Genomic DNA, 16,265 nt, shown 5'->3' with positions numbered 1-16,265 from the left:
CCGGCGCCCCGCCGGCCGGCCCCGCCGCGGCGCGCCCGCCTCCGTCGTCCCCGCCGGAGGGAGCCGGGCGCCCCGCACCGACCACACCGGACCGAGGAGCAGACCGCGATGGCCCGTGCCGCTCAGACCCCCACCACCACAGCCCTGCGCGCCCTGCGCGACGTCGGCGCGGCCGCCTGGTTCGGCGGCTCGCTGATGGGGGCGTCGGGGCTCAACGCCGCCGCCGACGCCGCGGGCGGTCCGCAGGACCGCGAGCGTGTCGTCGCGGCGGGCTGGGCGCGCTGGACCCCGATCTTCCGGGCCGCTGCGGCCGCACACCTGCTGGGCAGCGTCGGGCTGCTCGCCCGCCGTCGCAGCACGGCCGACCTGGTCGGCCTGGGCCTCACCACCGCCGCCGTCGGCGCGGTGGCGGGCACCGCCGTCATGGGGGCCAAGGAGGTCCCCGAGACGACCATCCACGCCGTGGAGTGGACGATCCCGGCACTGCTCGCCGGGGTGATCCTCAGCGGCATCGGTGGGAAGGGCTGACGTGTCGTCGGCGGTCTCGTCCCTGCGCAGTTCACTCGGGGAGCTCCCCGCGGCCCAGGCCGCGTACCGGTGCGCGGTCGCGGGTCGGATGCGGGCGGAGCGGTGGGGCCTGGCCCTCGACGAGGCGTTGCGCGTTCGCACCGGCCTGACCCGCCCGCGCGGCACCGCGGTCGGCCGGATCCTCGCCTACCACTCGATCGGCACGGACCGGTGGGGCGTCAACGACGTCCGGCCGGCGGACTTCGAGCGGCACCTGCAGATCGCCGTGGACGAGGGGTGGACCTTCGCCACCCCCGCCGAGGTGCTCGCGGCGCCGGAGCGCAAGCAGCTGGCGATCACGTTCGACGACGGCGCCACGAGCGTGCTCGACAACGCCGTGCCGGTGCTGCGCCACCACGGCGTCCCGTCGACCATGTTCGCGGTCAGCGGATGGGCCGACGGCGGGCACGACGCGGGGTACGCGCACGTCCTGGACTGGGCCGGGCTCGCCCGGCTCGAGGCCTCCGGGGTCACGCTGGCCAGCCACTCGGCGTCGCACCCCGACTTCGGCCGGCTCACCGCCGCCGCCGCCGAGCGTGAGCTGGTGGAGTCGCGGGCGCGGCTGGAGGCGATGCTCGGTCACGAGATCGACGAGTTCGCCATCCCCTTCGGGCAGTCGGCGAACTGGACGCCGGAGGCCGGTGCGGTCGCGAGCCGGGTCTACCGCACGGTGTACGCCCAAGCCGTGGACACCCGCCCCGCGGGCACCGTCGCGCGCACCTTCATCACGCGGATCGACCGCCCGCTGATCTTCCGCGCCGCCCTGAACGGCGCCTTCGACAACTGGGAAGAGTGGTTCCTGGGCCCCCGCTGACCTCGTGAGTGGCGATGGTCGCTCGGGCGACATCGCCACTCACGGGGGAGTCACAGGGCGGCGGCCAGGACCTCGACCACCCGCTGCTGCTGCTCCGCGGTGATCTGCGGGTGGAGCGGCAGGCTGAGGATCCGGTCGGCCATCGCCTCGGCGACCGGGAAGTCGCCGGCCTTGCCGAGGGTCGAGAAGGCCTCGGTGAGGTGTACCGGGGTGGGGTAGTGGATGCCCGCGCCCACGCCGTGCGCGTTGAGGTGCGCGAGGACCTCCGACCGCCGGTCGACCTCGATCACGTAGAGGTGCCAGACGGGTTCGCTGCCCGCCGTGACCGTGGGCCGGGTGACCGGGAGATCGGCGAGCAGGGCGTCGTAGCGGGCGGCGGCCTCGCGGCGCAGCGCGTTCCACGCGTCGAGCCGCTTCAGCTTCGCCGACAGCACCACGGCCTGCAGCGTGTCCAGCCTGCTGTTCACCCCGACCACGCTGTGCTCGTACTTGCGCGGCGAACCGTGCGCCCCGATCAGCCGGACCCGCTCGGCCAGCTCGGCGGAGCGGGTGAGCACGGCCCCGGCGTCGCCGTAGGCGCCCAGGTTCTTCCCGGGGTAGAAGCTGGTCCCGGCGATGTCGCCGATGGCCCCGGCCTGCAGGCCGTCGCGGCGTGCGCCCTGCGACTGCGCGGCGTCCTCGCAGACCGCGACGTCCGGGAACGACGCCGCCAGCCCCGCCTTCAGCCGAGCCACATCGGCGACCTGTCCGTAGAGGTGCACCGGCAGCACGGCGCGGGTCCGCTCGGTGACCGCGGCCAGCGCGGCGTCGACGTCGATCAGCGCGGTGCCGGGCTCGCAGTCGACGAGCACGACCTCGGCCCCGGCGCGGGCGACCGCCTCGGCGGTGGCGATGAACGTGTTGGCCGGGACGATGCACTCGTCGCCCGGCCCGACGCCGAGCGCGCGCAGGGCGAGCTCGAGGGCGTCCGTGCCGTTGGCGACGCCGACGACGTGCTCGACGCCGGAGTACGCGGCGTAGGCGGCCTCGAACTCGGCGACGGCCGGTCCGCCGACGAACGCGGTGCGGGACAGCACCTTCTCCCAGCCCTCGGCGACCTCGGCGGCCACCTCGGCGTGCTGGGCGGCCAGGTCGACGAGGGGGATCGGGGCGTGCGGGACCGGGGTGGCGGGGACGGCCATGCGGCTCCTTCGGGGCTCGGGGAGCGGGCTGGGGAAGCGGGGCCGACGAACCGGGCTGCTCGTCAGGCGCCGGTGGTCGCGAGCCCGAGGGCGCCGGCCAGCGCACCGACGACGGCGCGCCGCTCGGTCTCCCCGATCTCGTGGTGCACCGGGAGGATCACGGTCCGCCGCGTGAGGTGCTCGGTGACCGGCAGCGGCGCGTGCGGGTGCCCGGCGTAGGCCGGTTCCAGATGGGCGGCCATGATCCCGCGGCGGGCGGAGACCCCGGCCTCGGCGAGCGCGCCCAGGACGGCGACCTGGTCGGCACCCTCGGGCAGTTCGATCCAGAAGGACTGGTAGTTCGACGTGCCGTGCGGCGGGTCGCCGACCGCGCGCAGCCCGAGCGGGGCGAGCAGCTCGCGGTAGCGTTCGGCGATGGCGCGGCGCTGCGCGACGATGCCGGGCAGCCGGCCGAGCTGGACCAGGCCCATCGCGGCCTGCATGTCCGTCATCCGGTAGTTGAAGGCGGTCTCGTCGTAGCCCTCGAGGACGACCTTCGTGCCGGCGGCGTGCCGGTCGGCGGCGGAGACGGTCATCCCGTGCTCGCGCAGGCGGCGGAGGCGGGCGGCCCGGTCGGCGTCGTCGGTGGTGACCATGCCGCCCTCACCGGTGGTGAGCAGCTTGCGCGGGTGGAACGACCATGCCGCGAGCAGCGCGCCGGTGCCGACCGGTTGCCCGTGCAGGGTGGCTCCGGCGGCGCACGCGGCGTCCTCGACGACCGGGACGTCCCCGCACACGGCCTTGATCGCCGGGATGTCCGCGGGCTGCCCGCCCTGGTGGACCGCCAGCACGGCCTTCGTCCGCGGGGTGAGCACCGCCGCGACGGTCGCGGGGGTGACGTTGCCGGTCTCCGGCTCGACGTCGGCGAACACCGGGGTGGCGCCGCAGTACCGGATCGCGTTGGCCGTCGCGATGAACGAGAACGACGGGCACACGACCTCGTCGCCGGGTCCCACGCCGAGCACGTGCAGCGACAGGTGCAGCGCGGTGGTGCAGTTCGAGGTCGCGACGGCGTGCGCCGCGCCGACGTGTGCGGCGAACGCCTTCTCGAACTCGGCGACCCGCGGACCCTGGGCCACCCAGCCCGACCGCACCGTCGCCGCGACCGCCTCCGCCTCCTCGTCGCCGAGGAGGGGCTTCATCACCGGGATCACGAGCCGGCCTTCACCGAGGTGCCGGTCTCCTCGCTCCACCACCGGACCAGGCCGCGCAGGCCCTCGTCCATCCCGATCGTCGGCTTCCAGCCGAGGTCGCGGGCGGCGGCGGAGATGTCCGCGAGCCGGCGGGTGACGCCGTTGACCTGCCGGGCCGGGCCGAACTCCGGGGTGAGGTCGGAGTCCATGGCCTTCAGCAGCGCGTCGGCCAGCCCGGCGAGGCTGATCTCCTCGGAGGTCGCGATGTTGTAGACCGTGTCCGTCACCGGCGCCTGTGCGGCGAGCACGTTGGCCCGGGCGATGTCGTGCACGTGCACGAAGTCCATCGTCTGGGAGCCGTCGCCGAAGATCAGCGGCCGGTCGCCGCGGGCGATGCGCTCCATCCAGCGGATCAGCACCTCGGTGTAGACGCCGTAGGCGTCCATCCGCGGGCCGTAGACGTTGAAGTAGCGCAGCGCCACGTAGTCCAGGCCGTTCATGGCGTGGAAGCTGCGCAGCATGCCCTCGTTGAACGCCTTGGCGGCGCCGTAGAAGGTGTCGTTGTTGTACGGGTGATGGCGCTCGGTGGTGGGGAACTCCTCGGCCAGCCCGTAGACCGACGCCGACGAGCTCGCGACGACCTTCTTCACCCCGTGCTCGACGGCGGCCTCGATGATCGTGAAGGTGCCGTCGACCAGGCTCTCGAGCGCGGTGCGCGGCTGCTCGGCGCACTGGGTGATCCGCAGTGCGGCGAGGTGGAACACCAGGTCCCTGCCGGCGGTCAGCTCGCCGACCAGGCCGCGGTCGTTGATGTCGCCCTCGACGAGGGTCAGCCGGTCGCCCGCGGCCTCCTGCGCCGCGGCGATGTTCTCGCGCCGACCGCGTACGAGGTTGTCCAGCACGACGATCTCGGCCGCGCCGGCCTCGACGAGCTGGTCGACCAGGGTCGAGCCGATGGTGCCGGCCCCGCCGGTGACCAGGACCCGCTGGCCCTCGACCGGCTGGGCCGCCTTCTCGCTGCTGGTCACACCGTCACCTCTCCACGGCCGCGCCGGGCCATCGTGGTCGGAACGTCGTCGATCACCCCGGCGGTGGCGCGCGGGAGCTCCTGGATCGCCCGGATCGGCACGGACTGGCCGTCCTTCGCGAGGCTCTCGGAGGCGGCCTCGAGGATCGCGAGAACCCGCAGACCCGCGAAGCCGTCCGTGAGCGGGCGCCGGTTCTCGGCGATGGCCGCCGCGAACTCGACCATGACCGACCGCAGGGCCTCCAGGTTGGCCAGGGCCGGGGCGACGGTGTCGCCGGTGCGGTAGGAGACGAGCCGCCGGCCGCGGACGTCCGCGTCCTCCAGCTCGGGGGAGATCCGGTCGACGCCGCGGTCGTGCTCGGAGAGCCGCTGGGTGGGGTTCAGGTCGTCCCAGATCACGGTCCGGTTCGACCCGCCCACCACGAAGGTGCGGATCTTGGTGGGGGAGAGCCAGTTGACGTGCACGTGGGCGAGCGCGCCGTTGGACAGCCGCAGCGTCAGGTGCGCCACGCAGGCGTGGCCGGCGCCCACCGGGTCGGAGCCGTGCGCGGCCACCGAGACGGGGAACACCTCGTCCGGCAGGATCGCGTCGAAGATGGACAGGTCGTGCGGGGCCAGGTCCCACAGGACGTCCACATCGGGCTGCACGATGCCGAGGTTGATCCGCACCGAGTCGATGTACTGCAGGTCGCCCAGCCGGCCGCTGCGCACGACCTCGCGGATGTGCCGGACCTCGGAGGTGTAGCAGAACGTGTGGTCGACCATGAGCACGCGCCCGAGCCGCTCGGCGGCCTCGACCAGCTGCCGGCCCTCCTCGTAGGTGGGGGCCAGCGGCTTCTCGATCAGCACGTGCTTGCCGGCCTCGAGCGAACGCATCGCCACGTCGAAGTGGGTGGCGGCCGGGGTCGCGATCGCCACGGCGGACACCGCGGGATCGGCCAGCACCTCGTCGAGCGAGGCGGAGATCCGGACGGTCGAGTAGTTGCCGAGCACCTGGCGCGCCCGGTCCGCGTTGAGGTCGCAGAGGTACTCCAGGTGCAGGCCCGGGGTCTGCTGGGCGTTGCGGACGAGGTTGGGACCCCAGTAGCCGCCGCCGACGACGGCGATCCCGATCGGACCGTTGCTCTCCACTGTGTACCCGTCCCCCATCGGCGTCCCGTCCCCTGCCTGCGTCGGCGATCTCGGGTCCGGACCCTACAAGGACCCCATCGGGTGACCTCCAGCGCGTCGCACGAGGTCCGGAACGTCCGTGCGGTACAGGGTGGGACCCACCGTCCCCGTACGTCCGGTTCGTCCCCGGAGCGGCGCCGGACGAGCTCGGCCGCACCGGGGTCGCGGGAAGGCTGTCGCTAGACTCGGCGCCCATGTTGACGGCCAGGCTTCCCCACCTGCCCCCCGTGGTCGGAGCTGTCCCGTCGTCCGCTCCCGTCGCTGCCGAGGCGCAGTGACCCGACCGGACTCCGAGGCCAGCACACCTGTCTCCGCGCACCGGCGCGAGGAGCCCGACCCGCCCCCGGGCGGCACCCCCTCTCCGGCCCCCGATCCCGATCGGCGGCCGGCTCCCCTGTTCGACGACGCCGTCCCCGGTTCCGCCGGCGACCGTCGGTTCCCCTCGGGCGGTACGGCGGCGGGCCGCCCGGGGGGATCAGCGGCGGGCCGCCCGGGGGGATCCGCGGCGGGCCGCCCGGGGGGACTCGCGGGTCGCCGGGACGGTCCCGCGACGGACGAGCCGGCGGGCTGGTTCGACAGCCCGCCCCGACCTTCCGACCCGCCGACCGTCGAGCTCACGCCCGGGCCCGGGCACGTCACCGTGCGGCAGGACGCGCCCGGCGACGGTCGCCGACCGCCGGCCGAGGCGACGAAGGACCTCGGCTCGTCGTCCGGCGGATCGAGCAGGCGGGCCCTCTCCGACGGGCTGTCCCTCTCGATCAGCGGCGCCGTCGGGTCGTTGGCCGGCTTCATCAGCTGGCTGATCGCGGCGCGCATCATGCCGCAGGAGGCGGTCGGCTACGCCTCGGCGTTCGTGTCGGCGTTCCTGCTGGTCGCGGGCGTGGCGCAGCTGAACCTCGACTCCGCGATGATGCTGTGGATGCCGAAGGCGGGGCGGAAGGCGGCGACCCTCTTCTGGCGCAGCCACCTCGTGATCATCCCGTCGTGCGCCCTGGTCGGGCTGGGCTACGTCCTGCTCGAACCGCTGATGGCCACGACGGGCGCGGGCGAGGTCCTCCCGGTCTGGGTCGGCGGTCTGCTGTTCCTGCTCGCCGGCATCGGCTGGGGCCTGTGGGGCGTCCACGACTTCAGCCTCATCGCCGTCGGCAAGACGTGGTGGGCGTCGTGGCGCAACATCGCCTTCGCGATCGCCCGCATCGGCATGCTCGTCGCGCTGGGCGCGAGCCTCGGCCCGCTCGGCGTGGTGCTGTCGTGGGTCGTGCCGATCGCGGTGTGGACGCTCGGCAGCGCGGTGGTCGGCGGGATCTACACGCGCAGGTTCGCGCAGCTCTCGGACCACGAGTGGCTGCCGACCCGCCGCGAGGCGGTGTCCTTCCTCGGCCCGACGACGCTGGCCCACTGGGGCACGGTGCTGCTCTTCAACCAGGTCGCGGTGATCGTGACCCAACGGTTCGGCGCCGTGACCGGCGCGGCGTTCTTCATCGCCTGGCAGGCGGTCATGGTCATCGACATCGCCGCCCAGCGCTTCATGCAGTCGTTGTCGGCCCAGCTCGCCCGGGACCCGGAGAACGCCGCGGCGCACATCCGGGCCTCGCGCAGGCGGCTGTACCTGATCTTCCTGCCGATGATCGTGGTCGGCGTGCTGCTGGCCCGGTTCGGGCTGGAGTTCTTCGGGCCCGGCTACGCCGAGGCCGCGGACGTGCTCCGGGTGCTGCTGCTCGGCATGGTCGCCCGGCTGGTGATCTCGCACGAGCTGGGGGTGCGCCAGGCGCGACACGACGGCGTCGGCTTCGCCCGGCTGCAGCTGATCAGCACCGCGTTCGTGATCGCGGTGGTGTTGTTCATCCCGATCGGGCCGGCCGGCGCCGGCGGCGCCCACCCCGTCGAGCAGCTGATGCCGGTGGCCGTGGGCTACGCGCTGTCGCAGCTGGTGTGCGCGGTCGCGGTGATCGTGTGGCCGCGGCTGCGCCGCCGCACGCCCGCCCCCTCCTGACGCAGTAGGGAACCACAACGCTCGAATCCGAGTCGGATTCGAGCGTTGTGGTTCCATGACGTCACTTCTGGCCGCGCCTGGACAGCGTCATGGCGCCATGGTGCGGTCCGTCAGCTCAGGCCGCCGATGGCGACGTACTTGAGCTCGAGGAACTCGTCGATCCCCACCGTGCCGCCCTCGCGGCCGAGCCCGGACTCCTTGATCCCGCCGAACGGCGCCGCCGGGTTGGACACCAGCCCGGTGTTGAGCCCGACCATGCCGCTCTCGAGCTTCTCCGACACCCGCAGCGCCCGGTTCAGGTTCTCCGTGAACACGTAGTTGACCAGGCCGAACTCGGTGGCGTTGGCGGCGGCCAGGGCCTCGTCCTCGGTGTCGAACACCGAGATCGGCGCGACCGGGCCGAAGATCTCCTCGTGGTTGAGCCGGGACTCCTGCGGGACGTCGGTGAGCACGGTCGGCGGGAAGAAGTACCCGGGCCCGTCCGCGGCCTTCCCGCCGACCGTGACCCGGGCGCCGTTGGACACGGCGTCGCCGACCAGGTCGACGACCTTGTCCCGGCCCTTCGCGTCGACCAGCGGGCCGACCTGCACCCCGTCCTCGGTGCCGCGGCCCACCTTCAGCGCGCCCATCCGCTCGGCGAGCTTGGCCGCGAACTCCTCCGCGACGCCGCGCTGGACGTAGAAGCGGTTGGCCGCCGTGCACGCCTCGCCCATGTTCCGCATCTTCGCGAGCATCGCGCCGTCGACGGCCTTGTCGAGGTCGGCGTCGTCGAACACCAGGAAGGACGCGTTGCCGCCCAGCTCCATCGACGTCCGCAGCACCTTCGCGGCGCACTGCTCCAGGAGGATCTTGCCGACGCCGGTCGAGCCCGTGAACGAGAGCTTGCGGGCCCGGCCGTCCTTGACGATCGGCTCCATCACCCCGCCCGCGTCGGTGGCCGTGATGATGTTGAGCACGCCGGCCGGCAGCCCGGCGTCGAGCAGGATCTGGCCCAGGGCCAGCATCGACAGCGGGGTCTGGTGCGCGGGCTTGATCACGACGGTGCAGCCCGCGGCGATCGCCGGGCCGATCTTGCGGGTGCCCATGGCCAGCGGGAAGTTCCACGGCGTGATGAACACGCACGGCCCGACCGGCTGCTTCATCACGAGGAACCGGCTGCCGCCCGCGGGCGCGGTCGCGAACCCGCCGTCGATCCGCACGGCCTCCTCGCTGAACCAGCGGAAGAACTCGGCGGCGTAGGTGACCTCGCCGCGCGACTCGGCCAGCGGCTTGCCCATCTCCAGGGTCATCAGGAGGGCGAGGTCGTCGACCCGGGCGATCATCGTCTCGTACGCGCGGCGCAGGATCTCCCCGCGCTCGCGCGGGGCCATGGCCGCGAAGCCGGCCTGCGCCTCGTGGGCGGCGGTGAGCGCCGCGAGCCCGTCCTCCCGGCCCGCGTCGGCGACCTCGGCGAGGACCTCGCCGGTCGCCGGGTCCTCGACCTTCGTCGTCGCTCCCGACGCCGCCTGCCGCCACTCGCCGGCGATGAGCAGCCCGGTGGGGACGGCCTCGAGGACCTTCCGTTCGAGATCGGGGTTCGTCATGTCCCGGATGTTCCCATCCCGCCACGCCTTGATGCACGGGCCCGATCCGTGGGCTAGGAAGGACGGGTGACGGACACGATGGCGACACTGCCGGATCTCGTGCCCCCGCCGACGGAGCTGCCGGAGCGCGTCGCGGCGCTGCGGTCCGAGGTGCGTGCGTTCCTGGCCGACGAGCGCGCGGCCGGGGCCTGGCGTCCGCGGGCGGACACCTGGCTGTCGGGGTGGGACGAGCGGTTCACCACGGAGTTGGCCCGCCGCGGCTGGCTGGGGATGACGATCCCGGCCGAGTACGGCGGGCACGGGCGCGGGGCGTTGGACCGGTACGTCGTGACCGAGGAGCTGTTGGCGGCGGGCGCGCCGGTGGCCGCGCACTGGGTGGCCGACCGGCAGATCGGGCCCTCGCTGATGCGGTTCGGTACCGAGGAGCAGCGGCAGCGGTTCCTGCCGGGCATCGCGGCCGGCGAGGTGTACTTCGGGATCGGGATGTCGGAGCCGGACTCGGGCTCGGACCTGGCGTCCGTGCGGTCGAAGGCGGACCGGGTCGACGGCGGCTGGGAGTTGACGGGCACGAAGGTCTGGACGTCCGGGGCGCACCACGCGCACGCCTTCTTCGCGCTGGTCCGGACCTCGCCGAAGGACGACACCGATCGGCACGCCGGGCTGTCGCAGCTGATCGTGGACCTGAAGGCGCCGGGGGTGACGATCCGGCCGATCCCGCTGCTCACCGGCGCCCACCACTTCAACGAGGTGGTCTTCGACCGGGTCTTCATCCCGGACTCGATGGTGCTGGGCGAGATCGGGCAGGGCTGGCACCAGGTCACCTCGGAGCTGGCCTTCGAACGCTCCGGCCCGGAGCGCTACCTGTCGACGTTCCCGCTGCTGGTGGCGCTGCTGGGGGAGATCACCGGCAGTGAGCTGGACGCCGGGCGGCGTCGGGAGCTGGGCGGGCTGGTGTCGCGTTACTGGACGTTGCGGCGGATGTCGCTGGCCATCGCCGGCGCGCTGGAGGCCGGCAAGGCGCCGGAGCTGGCCGCCGCGGTGGTGAAGGACCTGGGCACCCGGTTCGAGAACGAGGTGATCGACGCGGCGCGGCTGCTGGTGTCGATCCCACCGGACCCGGGTGGCGAGCAGGGCGGGTACGCGCGGCTGCTGGCGGACGCGGTGCTGCACGCGCCGGGCTTCACGCTGCGGGGCGGGACGAACGAGATCCTGCGGGGGATCGTGGCACGGGGGCTGGGACTGCGATGAGTAGCGAGCTGCGGGAGATGGCGGAGTCGGTCTTCGGCGACGCCTGGGACGGCGCGGGCGACGCGTTCGACGCCGAGCTGTGGAAGACCGTCGAGCAGACCGGACTGGCCCGGCTGACCCTGCCCGAGGAGGCCGGCGGGAGCGGCGGCACGGTGTCGGACGCGGCCGCGGTGCTGTCCGCGGCCGGGCAGTACGCGGCGCGGGTGCCGCTGGTGGAGACCGATCTGCTGGCGGCGTGGCTGCTGCACGCGGCCGGGCTGGAGGTGCCGCCGGGTCCCTTGTCGGCGACGGTCGCCGGGAATCTGACGATCCAGCCGGCGGCCGGCGGGGCCGGGGCGGAGGTGTCCGGGACGCTGCGGCGGGTGCCGTGGGGCCGGGCGGTCTCGGCGGTCGCGGTGCTGGCGGGGGAGCAGGTGCTGCTGGTCGACACCACCGGGACGGTGGTGGAGACGGAGGGGACGAACCTGGCCGAGGAGCCCCGGGACGATCTGGTGGCCAACGAGTTGACCGTGCGGCACGTGGCCGACGTCCCCTCGGTCGCCCTGGTGGAGTTCCCGCTGCGTGCGGCGCTGGGCCGGGCGCTGCTGCTGGCCGGTGCGGCCCGCGGGGCGGTGGCGATGGCGGTGCGGTATGCCACCGAGCGGGTGCAGTTCGGCCGCCCGATCGCGAAGCTGCAGGCCGTCCAGCAGTCCCTCGCGCTGGCCGGGGCGGAGGTGGCCGCCGCCGCGGCGGCGACCGAGGCCGCCGCGCGCGAGGTCGACCGGCACGGGTTCGCCGAGGCGTCGTTCGCGATCGCCGCGGCCAAGGCCCGCGCCGGGGAGGCGGCCGGGCAGGTCGCCCGGATCACCCACCAGGTGCACGGGGCGATCGGGTTCACCCGCGAGCACCACCTGCGCCAGGTCACCACCCGGCTGTGGGCCTGGCGCGACGAGGACGGCTCCGAGGCCTACTGGAACGACCGGGTCGGCGCCCGCGCCCTCGAAGCCGGCGCCGACGGCCTCTGGCCGCTGCTCACCGGCACCCCCTGACGGACGGAGCCGCAGCGCACGACGCGGACCTCGATTGCGCATCATGGTTCCATAACGCGCGCCGACGGCCCCGGATAGCGCACCATGGTTCCATAACGCGCGCCGACGGCCCCGGATAGCGCGTTATGGTTCCATAGTGGTCAGGAGCCGGGCTGCTGTCGCGCGGTCGGCAGCTTGCGGAAGTCCCAGCTGCTGATCTTCTCCGGGGTCAGGCGCAGCCACGCGTGCCGGCCGTCGATCACGACCTGCCCGCCCGTGTACTTGTCGGCGAAGGCCTGCTCGACGCGCTCCAGCTCGGGGTTCGGCTCGCCGGTGCGCGGGATCTCGCCCACCGGCTCCACCCGGCCGCGCAGCTCGACGCCGCGCAGCTGGTCGTAGTCGTGCCCGGAGTCCACGACCGCGGCGATCCGCGGGTCCCGCTGCAGGTCGGCCCAGCGCTGCGCCCGCACGAGCGAGGTCAGCCACAGTGCGGTGCCGTCCCAGTGGAACCAGAGCGGGGTCGCATGGGGTCCGTGGGTGCCCTGGGTGGCGACACGGCAGGTGCGCTGCTCGGCGAGGTAGGCGTCACGCTCCTCGTCGGTCATCGCGATCGCCCGGCCCCGGCGCTGCGTCTCGGGTGCGCTCATGGTGCGCAACCCTATCGATCGGTAGCCGATCCTCTTATTCAACGCTCGTGGAAGAAGCGGGTGGCCAGGGCTACGCTCCCCTCCACGCACGAGGAGGCGCGCGATGACGCAGCACACCCTGTCGGACCCGCCGACCGCGGGCTCGTCGATCCTCGACCTCGCCCACGCCGCCGATCCGGCGCTCGTCGGCGGGAAGGCCGCCTCGCTCGGTGACCTCCTCCGCGCGGGGTTCCCGGTCCCGCCCGGTGCCTGTCTGACCACCGAGGCGTACCGGGTGGTGGCCGATCCGGTGGTCCGGCCCCTGCTCGCGGCCGGCGCCGCCCCGGCCGCGCTGCGCGAGGCCGTCCGCTCCGCGCCGGTGCCCGCGGGACTCGCGGTCGGGATCCGGTCGCTGGCCGGCGGCCCGGTCGCGGTGCGCTCGTCGGCCACCGCCGAGGACCTGCCCGACGCCAGTTTCGCCGGTCAGCAGGACACCTACCTCGGCGTCGAGGGCCCCGAGGCCGTGCTCGACGCGGTCCGCCGCTGCTGGGCCTCGCTGTGGACCGACCGCGCCGTCGCCTACCGCGCGGCGAACGGGATCGACGATCACGCCGTCGCGCTCGCCGTCGTCGTGCAGCGGATGGTGCCCGCCGAGACGGCCGGTGTGCTGTTCACGGCGAACCCGGTCACCGGCCGTCGGACCGAGACGGTGATCGACGCGGCACCGGGTCTCGGGGAGGCCGTGGTCTCGGGCGCGGTCGACCCCGAGCACGTGGTGCTGGACGGGCCCGGCCGGGTCGTCGAGCGACGTGCCGGCGGCGCCGGACCGTGCCTGTCCGACCGCCTGGCCCGAGAGCTGGCCGCGCTCGGTCGACGGGTCGCCTCGCACCACGGCGGACCACAGGACCTGGAATGGGCGCTCGACGGGGAGGGCCGGGTGTGGCTGCTGCAGGCGCGGCCGGTCACCACGCTCTACCCGCTGCCCGAGCCCGCGCCGGGCCTGCGCATCTACCTGAACGTCAACGTCGCCCAGGGCGTGCTCGGACCGCTCACGACCGCCGGCCAGGGCGCCTTCCGCCTCATGACCGGTGCGCTCGCCCGCCGGGCGGGGATCCCCGTGCCGGACCTGCACGCGGGGGCGCCGGTGCTCGCGGTGGCGGGGGAGCGGCTGCTGGTCGACGTTACCGGCGCGCTCCGCCATCCCGTCGGCCGCGTCGTGGTCCCCCGCCTGTTCGACGTCATGGAGGCCCGGTCCGCCGCGGTCCTGCGGCGGGTCCTGGCCGACCCCGCGTTCGCGGTCCTGCCCGGGCGGCGGGTGCGTCTCGCCCGTGCCCTCGCGCGGGTGCTCGTCGGCTTCCGGGTGCCGCCGCGGCTGGTAAGCGCACTCGTGGCACCCGACCGGGCGCGACGCCGGACCGACGACGCGATCACGGCCCTGCGGGACCGGCTCGGCGCGCGGGCGCCGCTGCCGCCCGCGGCGCGCCTCGACCGGGTCGAGCGCACGCTCACCGGCGAGCCGCCCGGCGTGGTCGGGCGAGTGTTCCCGGTGGCCGCGGCAGGGTTCGTGGCGTTCGGGCTCGCCGCACGGCTGCTGCGCGACCGGACCCGGCCCGGCGAGCTGTCGACGGTCCTGCGCGGGCTGCCCCACAACGTCACCACCGAGATGGACCTCGCACTGTGGACGCTGGCCGAACGGGTCGTCGCGGACCCGCCTGCCCGTGCTCTGGTCGCGGGGCCGGTCGACGCGGCCCGGGCGGCGCTCGACGCCGGAAGCGCCCCCTCGGCCCTGACCGACGGGCTCCGCGAGTTCCTCGGGCGGTACGGGCACCGCGGGGTCGCCGAGATCGACCTCGGGGTGCCCCGGTGGCGCGAGGACCCGTCGTACCTGGTGGGAGTGCTCGGCGGGTACCTGCGCGCCGACCCGGACCGCACGCCCGACCGGGTCTTCGCCGCCGCGGCGGCCGAGGCCGAGCGCACCGCCGCGGCGCTCGCGACCCGGGCCGGCGGGCTGCGGGGCCGCGCGGTCCGGGCGCTGCTGGGCCGGGCCCGGGCGCTGGCGGGCCTGCGCGAGCTGCCGAAGTTCGCCCTGGTCACGATCCTCGACGCGGCCCGCGCCGATCTCCTGGCGGTCGGCGAGGCGCTGGCTGCGGCCGGCCGGATCGCCGGGGCCGGTGACGTCGTCCACCTCACCGTCGCGGACTGCCGCGCCGGGCTCGCCGGGGCCGACCTGCGCGCGCTCGTCGCGACCCGGCGCGTGGCGTACGACCGCGAGCGGCGACGCCGGCACGTCCCGCGCATCCTGCTCTCCGACGGCACCGAGCCGGAGGCCCTGCCGGATCCGGTGGCGCCACCGGCGGAACCGGGGGAGCTGCGGGGCACCCCGGCCTCCGCCGGCGTGGCCGAGGGGCCCGCACGGGTGGTGCTCGACCCCGCCGATCCCGACGCCGCCCGCCTCGCACCCGGGGAGATCCTCGTCTGCCCCTCCACCGACCCCGGCTGGACGCCGCTGTTCCTGACGGCGGGTGGGCTGGTCATGGAGATGGGCGGGGCGAACTCGCACGGTGCGGTCGTCGCCCGTGAGTACGGGATCCCGGCGGTGGTCGGGGTGCCCGGCGCGGTCGCACGGATCGCGACCGGGCAGCAGGTGGTCGTCGACGGGACGGAGGGTCGCGTCCGGCCCCTGTGAGTGGCGATGGTCGCCAGAGCGGTGAGTGCCACTCACGAGCGCTCGGGGGCGTCGGGGAGGATCGACCCGTGCCCACCCCTGCTCTGGAGGCCTTCCTCGCCGAGCGGCGACCCACGCCCTACCTGGTGCTCGACGCCGGACTGGTCGCGCAGCGGTACGCCGAGCTCACGGCCGCCTTCCCCGGCGCGGAGATCCTCTACGCGGTGAAGGCGTGCCCCGAGCCCGACGTGCTGAGCACCCTCGCCGCGCTCGGCAGCGGCTTCGACGTGGCCGGCGCCGAGGAGATCGCACTCTGCCTCGACGCGGGCGCCGACCCGGCCCGGCTCTGCCACGGCAACCCCGTCCGGGGCCCGGGCGCCGCGGCGGCCGCCGCCGCGCAGGGCGTCCGCCGGTTCGTCACGGACAGTGCGGAGGACCTCGGCGGCCTGCCGGCCGGCGCGGAGGTGCTCGTGCGCGTCATCGTCGCCGACGACGGCGCCGCGACCCCGTTCCTCGGCAAGTTCGGGGCGACCCCGGCCGAGGCAGCGCGGCTCGCGCGCGGGACCGCCGGCGTCGCGTTCCATGCGGGATCGCAGCAGCTCAGGCCCGCCGCGTTCGCCGCCGGGGCCCGGGTCGCGCTGCGGGTGGCGCACGCGGCGGGCATCGCGACCCCGGTGCTCGACGTCGGCGGCGGGCTGCCCGTCCGCTACCGCGCCGCGGTCCCGCCGCTCGTCGCCTATGCCGAGGCGATCCACGGAGCCGTCGCCGAGGCGGTCGCGGCAGGTGACGTCGACGGCGTCCGGCTGGTCCTCGAACCCGGGCGTGCGCTCGTCGCCGAGGCCGGGGTGCTGCGAACCACCGCCCTGCGGGTCTCGCGGCGGCCCGGGAGCGACCACCGCCGCTGGGTGTACCTCGACGCGGGCCGCTACCAGGGGCTCGCCGAGGCGGAGGGCGAGGCGATCGACTACCCGGTGCGGGCGCCCGGCCGCTGCGGCCCGCCCGGCCCGGTCGTCCTGGCCGGCCCGACCTGCGACGGCGACGACGTCCTCTACCGCCGCCGGCCCTACGCCCTTCCCCTCGACCTCGCCGCGGGCGACGTGGTCGACCTCCTGCAGGCCGGCGCCTACACCGCGAGCTACGCCTCGGTCGGGTTCAACGGGTTCGGGCCGCTGCCCGTGCACGTCCTGGCGTCGACGCTCGCTTAGGGTTCTG

At 74.8% G+C, this 16,265-nt stretch carries 13 protein-coding genes; 7 read left to right on the top strand and 6 right to left on the bottom strand.

The window, feature by feature from the left end:
* The first annotated feature begins 108 nt into the window (after nt 1-108).
* Nucleotides 109-528, top strand: coding sequence for a hypothetical protein (locus tag ACL02T_RS14175; protein ID WP_412831158.1), 420 nt, complete (start codon nt 109-111; stop codon nt 526-528).
* Entirely contained in the window at nt 515-1,381 is an 867-nt protein-coding gene (locus ACL02T_RS14170) for a polysaccharide deacetylase family protein (protein WP_412831157.1), read from the top strand. The genes ACL02T_RS14175 and ACL02T_RS14170 overlap by 14 nt, the downstream gene beginning before the upstream one ends.
* Nucleotides 1,382-1,431: 50 nt before the next feature.
* Here ACL02T_RS14170 and ACL02T_RS14165 read toward each other — a convergent pair whose 3' ends face one another.
* The 4 genes from ACL02T_RS14165 to ACL02T_RS14150 form a co-directional block, all read right to left on the bottom strand.
* Entirely contained in the window at nt 1,432-2,562 is a 1,131-nt protein-coding gene (locus ACL02T_RS14165) for a DegT/DnrJ/EryC1/StrS family aminotransferase (RefSeq protein WP_412831156.1), read from the bottom strand.
* A 62-nt stretch (nt 2,563-2,624) separates the two neighbouring features.
* Nucleotides 2,625-3,743 (bottom strand): DegT/DnrJ/EryC1/StrS family aminotransferase, encoded by a 1,119-nt coding sequence (locus tag ACL02T_RS14160; protein WP_412831286.1) that lies wholly within the window; start codon nt 3,741-3,743, stop codon nt 2,625-2,627.
* An 8-nt stretch (nt 3,744-3,751) separates the two neighbouring features.
* Nucleotides 3,752-4,762, bottom strand: a complete 1,011-nt coding sequence (locus tag ACL02T_RS14155) for an NAD-dependent epimerase/dehydratase family protein (RefSeq protein ID WP_412831155.1) — start codon at nt 4,760-4,762, stop codon at nt 3,752-3,754.
* Nucleotides 4,759-5,892 carry a Gfo/Idh/MocA family protein gene (locus ACL02T_RS14150; RefSeq protein ID WP_412831154.1) on the bottom strand — a complete coding sequence of 378 codons (1,134 nt, stop codon included), beginning with the start codon at nt 5,890-5,892 and terminating at the stop codon, nt 4,759-4,761. The genes ACL02T_RS14155 and ACL02T_RS14150 overlap by 4 nt, the downstream gene beginning before the upstream one ends.
* Nucleotides 5,893-6,571: 679 nt before the next feature.
* Here ACL02T_RS14150 and ACL02T_RS14145 point away from each other — a divergent pair.
* Complete coding sequence (locus tag ACL02T_RS14145; RefSeq protein WP_412831153.1) at nt 6,572-7,924, top strand: lipopolysaccharide biosynthesis protein; 1,353 nt, start codon at nt 6,572-6,574, stop codon at nt 7,922-7,924.
* Between the two features lie 110 nt (nt 7,925-8,034).
* Here the strand turns inward: ACL02T_RS14145 and ACL02T_RS14140 are convergent, their stop codons facing one another.
* On the bottom strand, nt 8,035-9,507 hold the full coding sequence (locus ACL02T_RS14140; RefSeq protein ID WP_412831152.1) for an NAD-dependent succinate-semialdehyde dehydrogenase: 1,473 nt from the start codon (nt 9,505-9,507) through the stop codon (nt 8,035-8,037).
* Nucleotides 9,508-9,573: 66 nt separating this feature from the next.
* Here ACL02T_RS14140 and ACL02T_RS14135 point away from each other — a divergent pair, with 66 nt between their 5' ends.
* Together ACL02T_RS14135 and ACL02T_RS14130 are read left to right on the top strand one after the other, a co-directional pair.
* On the top strand, nt 9,574-10,755 hold the full coding sequence (locus ACL02T_RS14135) for an acyl-CoA dehydrogenase family protein (RefSeq protein ID WP_412831151.1): 1,182 nt from the start codon (nt 9,574-9,576) through the stop codon (nt 10,753-10,755).
* Nucleotides 10,752-11,783, top strand: a complete 1,032-nt coding sequence (locus tag ACL02T_RS14130; RefSeq protein WP_412831150.1) for an acyl-CoA dehydrogenase family protein — start codon at nt 10,752-10,754, stop codon at nt 11,781-11,783. The genes ACL02T_RS14135 and ACL02T_RS14130 overlap by 4 nt, the downstream gene beginning before the upstream one ends.
* Nucleotides 11,784-11,923: 140 nt before the next feature.
* Here ACL02T_RS14130 and ACL02T_RS14125 read toward each other — a convergent pair whose 3' ends face one another.
* Entirely contained in the window at nt 11,924-12,409 is a 486-nt protein-coding gene (locus tag ACL02T_RS14125) for a pyridoxamine 5'-phosphate oxidase family protein (RefSeq protein ID WP_412831149.1), read from the bottom strand.
* A 103-nt stretch (nt 12,410-12,512) separates the two neighbouring features.
* On the opposite strand from ACL02T_RS14125, the gene ACL02T_RS14120 reads away from it, so the two are divergent.
* Nucleotides 12,513-15,074 (top strand): PEP/pyruvate-binding domain-containing protein, encoded by a 2,562-nt coding sequence (locus ACL02T_RS14120; RefSeq protein WP_412831148.1) that lies wholly within the window; start codon nt 12,513-12,515, stop codon nt 15,072-15,074.
* A gap of 68 nt (nt 15,075-15,142) precedes the next feature.
* Complete coding sequence (locus ACL02T_RS14115; RefSeq protein WP_412831147.1) at nt 15,143-16,258, top strand: type III PLP-dependent enzyme domain-containing protein; 1,116 nt, start codon at nt 15,143-15,145, stop codon at nt 16,256-16,258.
* The last annotated feature ends 7 nt before the right edge of the window (nt 16,259-16,265 follow it).

The organism is Pseudonocardia oceanicola (genome assembly GCF_047200735.1).
Classification (GTDB): Bacteria; Actinomycetota; Actinomycetes; order Mycobacteriales; family Pseudonocardiaceae; genus Pseudonocardia.
The sequence above is the reverse complement of the archived record's forward strand: the minus strand, read 5'-3'. Positions and strand labels throughout refer to the sequence as shown.

Bases quoted from the DNA above. Each gene is read 5' to 3' on its own strand.
- ACL02T_RS14160 (WP_412831286.1), bottom strand. From the start codon at position 3,743: ATGAAGCCCCTCCTCGGCGACGAGGAGGCGGAGGCGGTCGCGGCGACG.
- ACL02T_RS14165 (WP_412831156.1), bottom strand. From the start codon at position 2,562: ATGGCCGTCCCCGCCACCCCGGTCCCGCACGCCCCGATCCCCCTCGTC.
- ACL02T_RS14140 (WP_412831152.1), bottom strand. From the start codon at position 9,507: ATGACGAACCCCGATCTCGAACGGAAGGTCCTCGAGGCCGTCCCCACC.
- ACL02T_RS14130 (WP_412831150.1), top strand. From the start codon at position 10,752: ATGAGTAGCGAGCTGCGGGAGATGGCGGAGTCGGTCTTCGGCGACGCC.
- ACL02T_RS14120 (WP_412831148.1), top strand. From the start codon at position 12,513: ATGACGCAGCACACCCTGTCGGACCCGCCGACCGCGGGCTCGTCGATC.
- ACL02T_RS14125 (WP_412831149.1), bottom strand. From the start codon at position 12,409: ATGAGCGCACCCGAGACGCAGCGCCGGGGCCGGGCGATCGCGATGACC.
- ACL02T_RS14175 (WP_412831158.1), top strand. From the start codon at position 109: ATGGCCCGTGCCGCTCAGACCCCCACCACCACAGCCCTGCGCGCCCTG.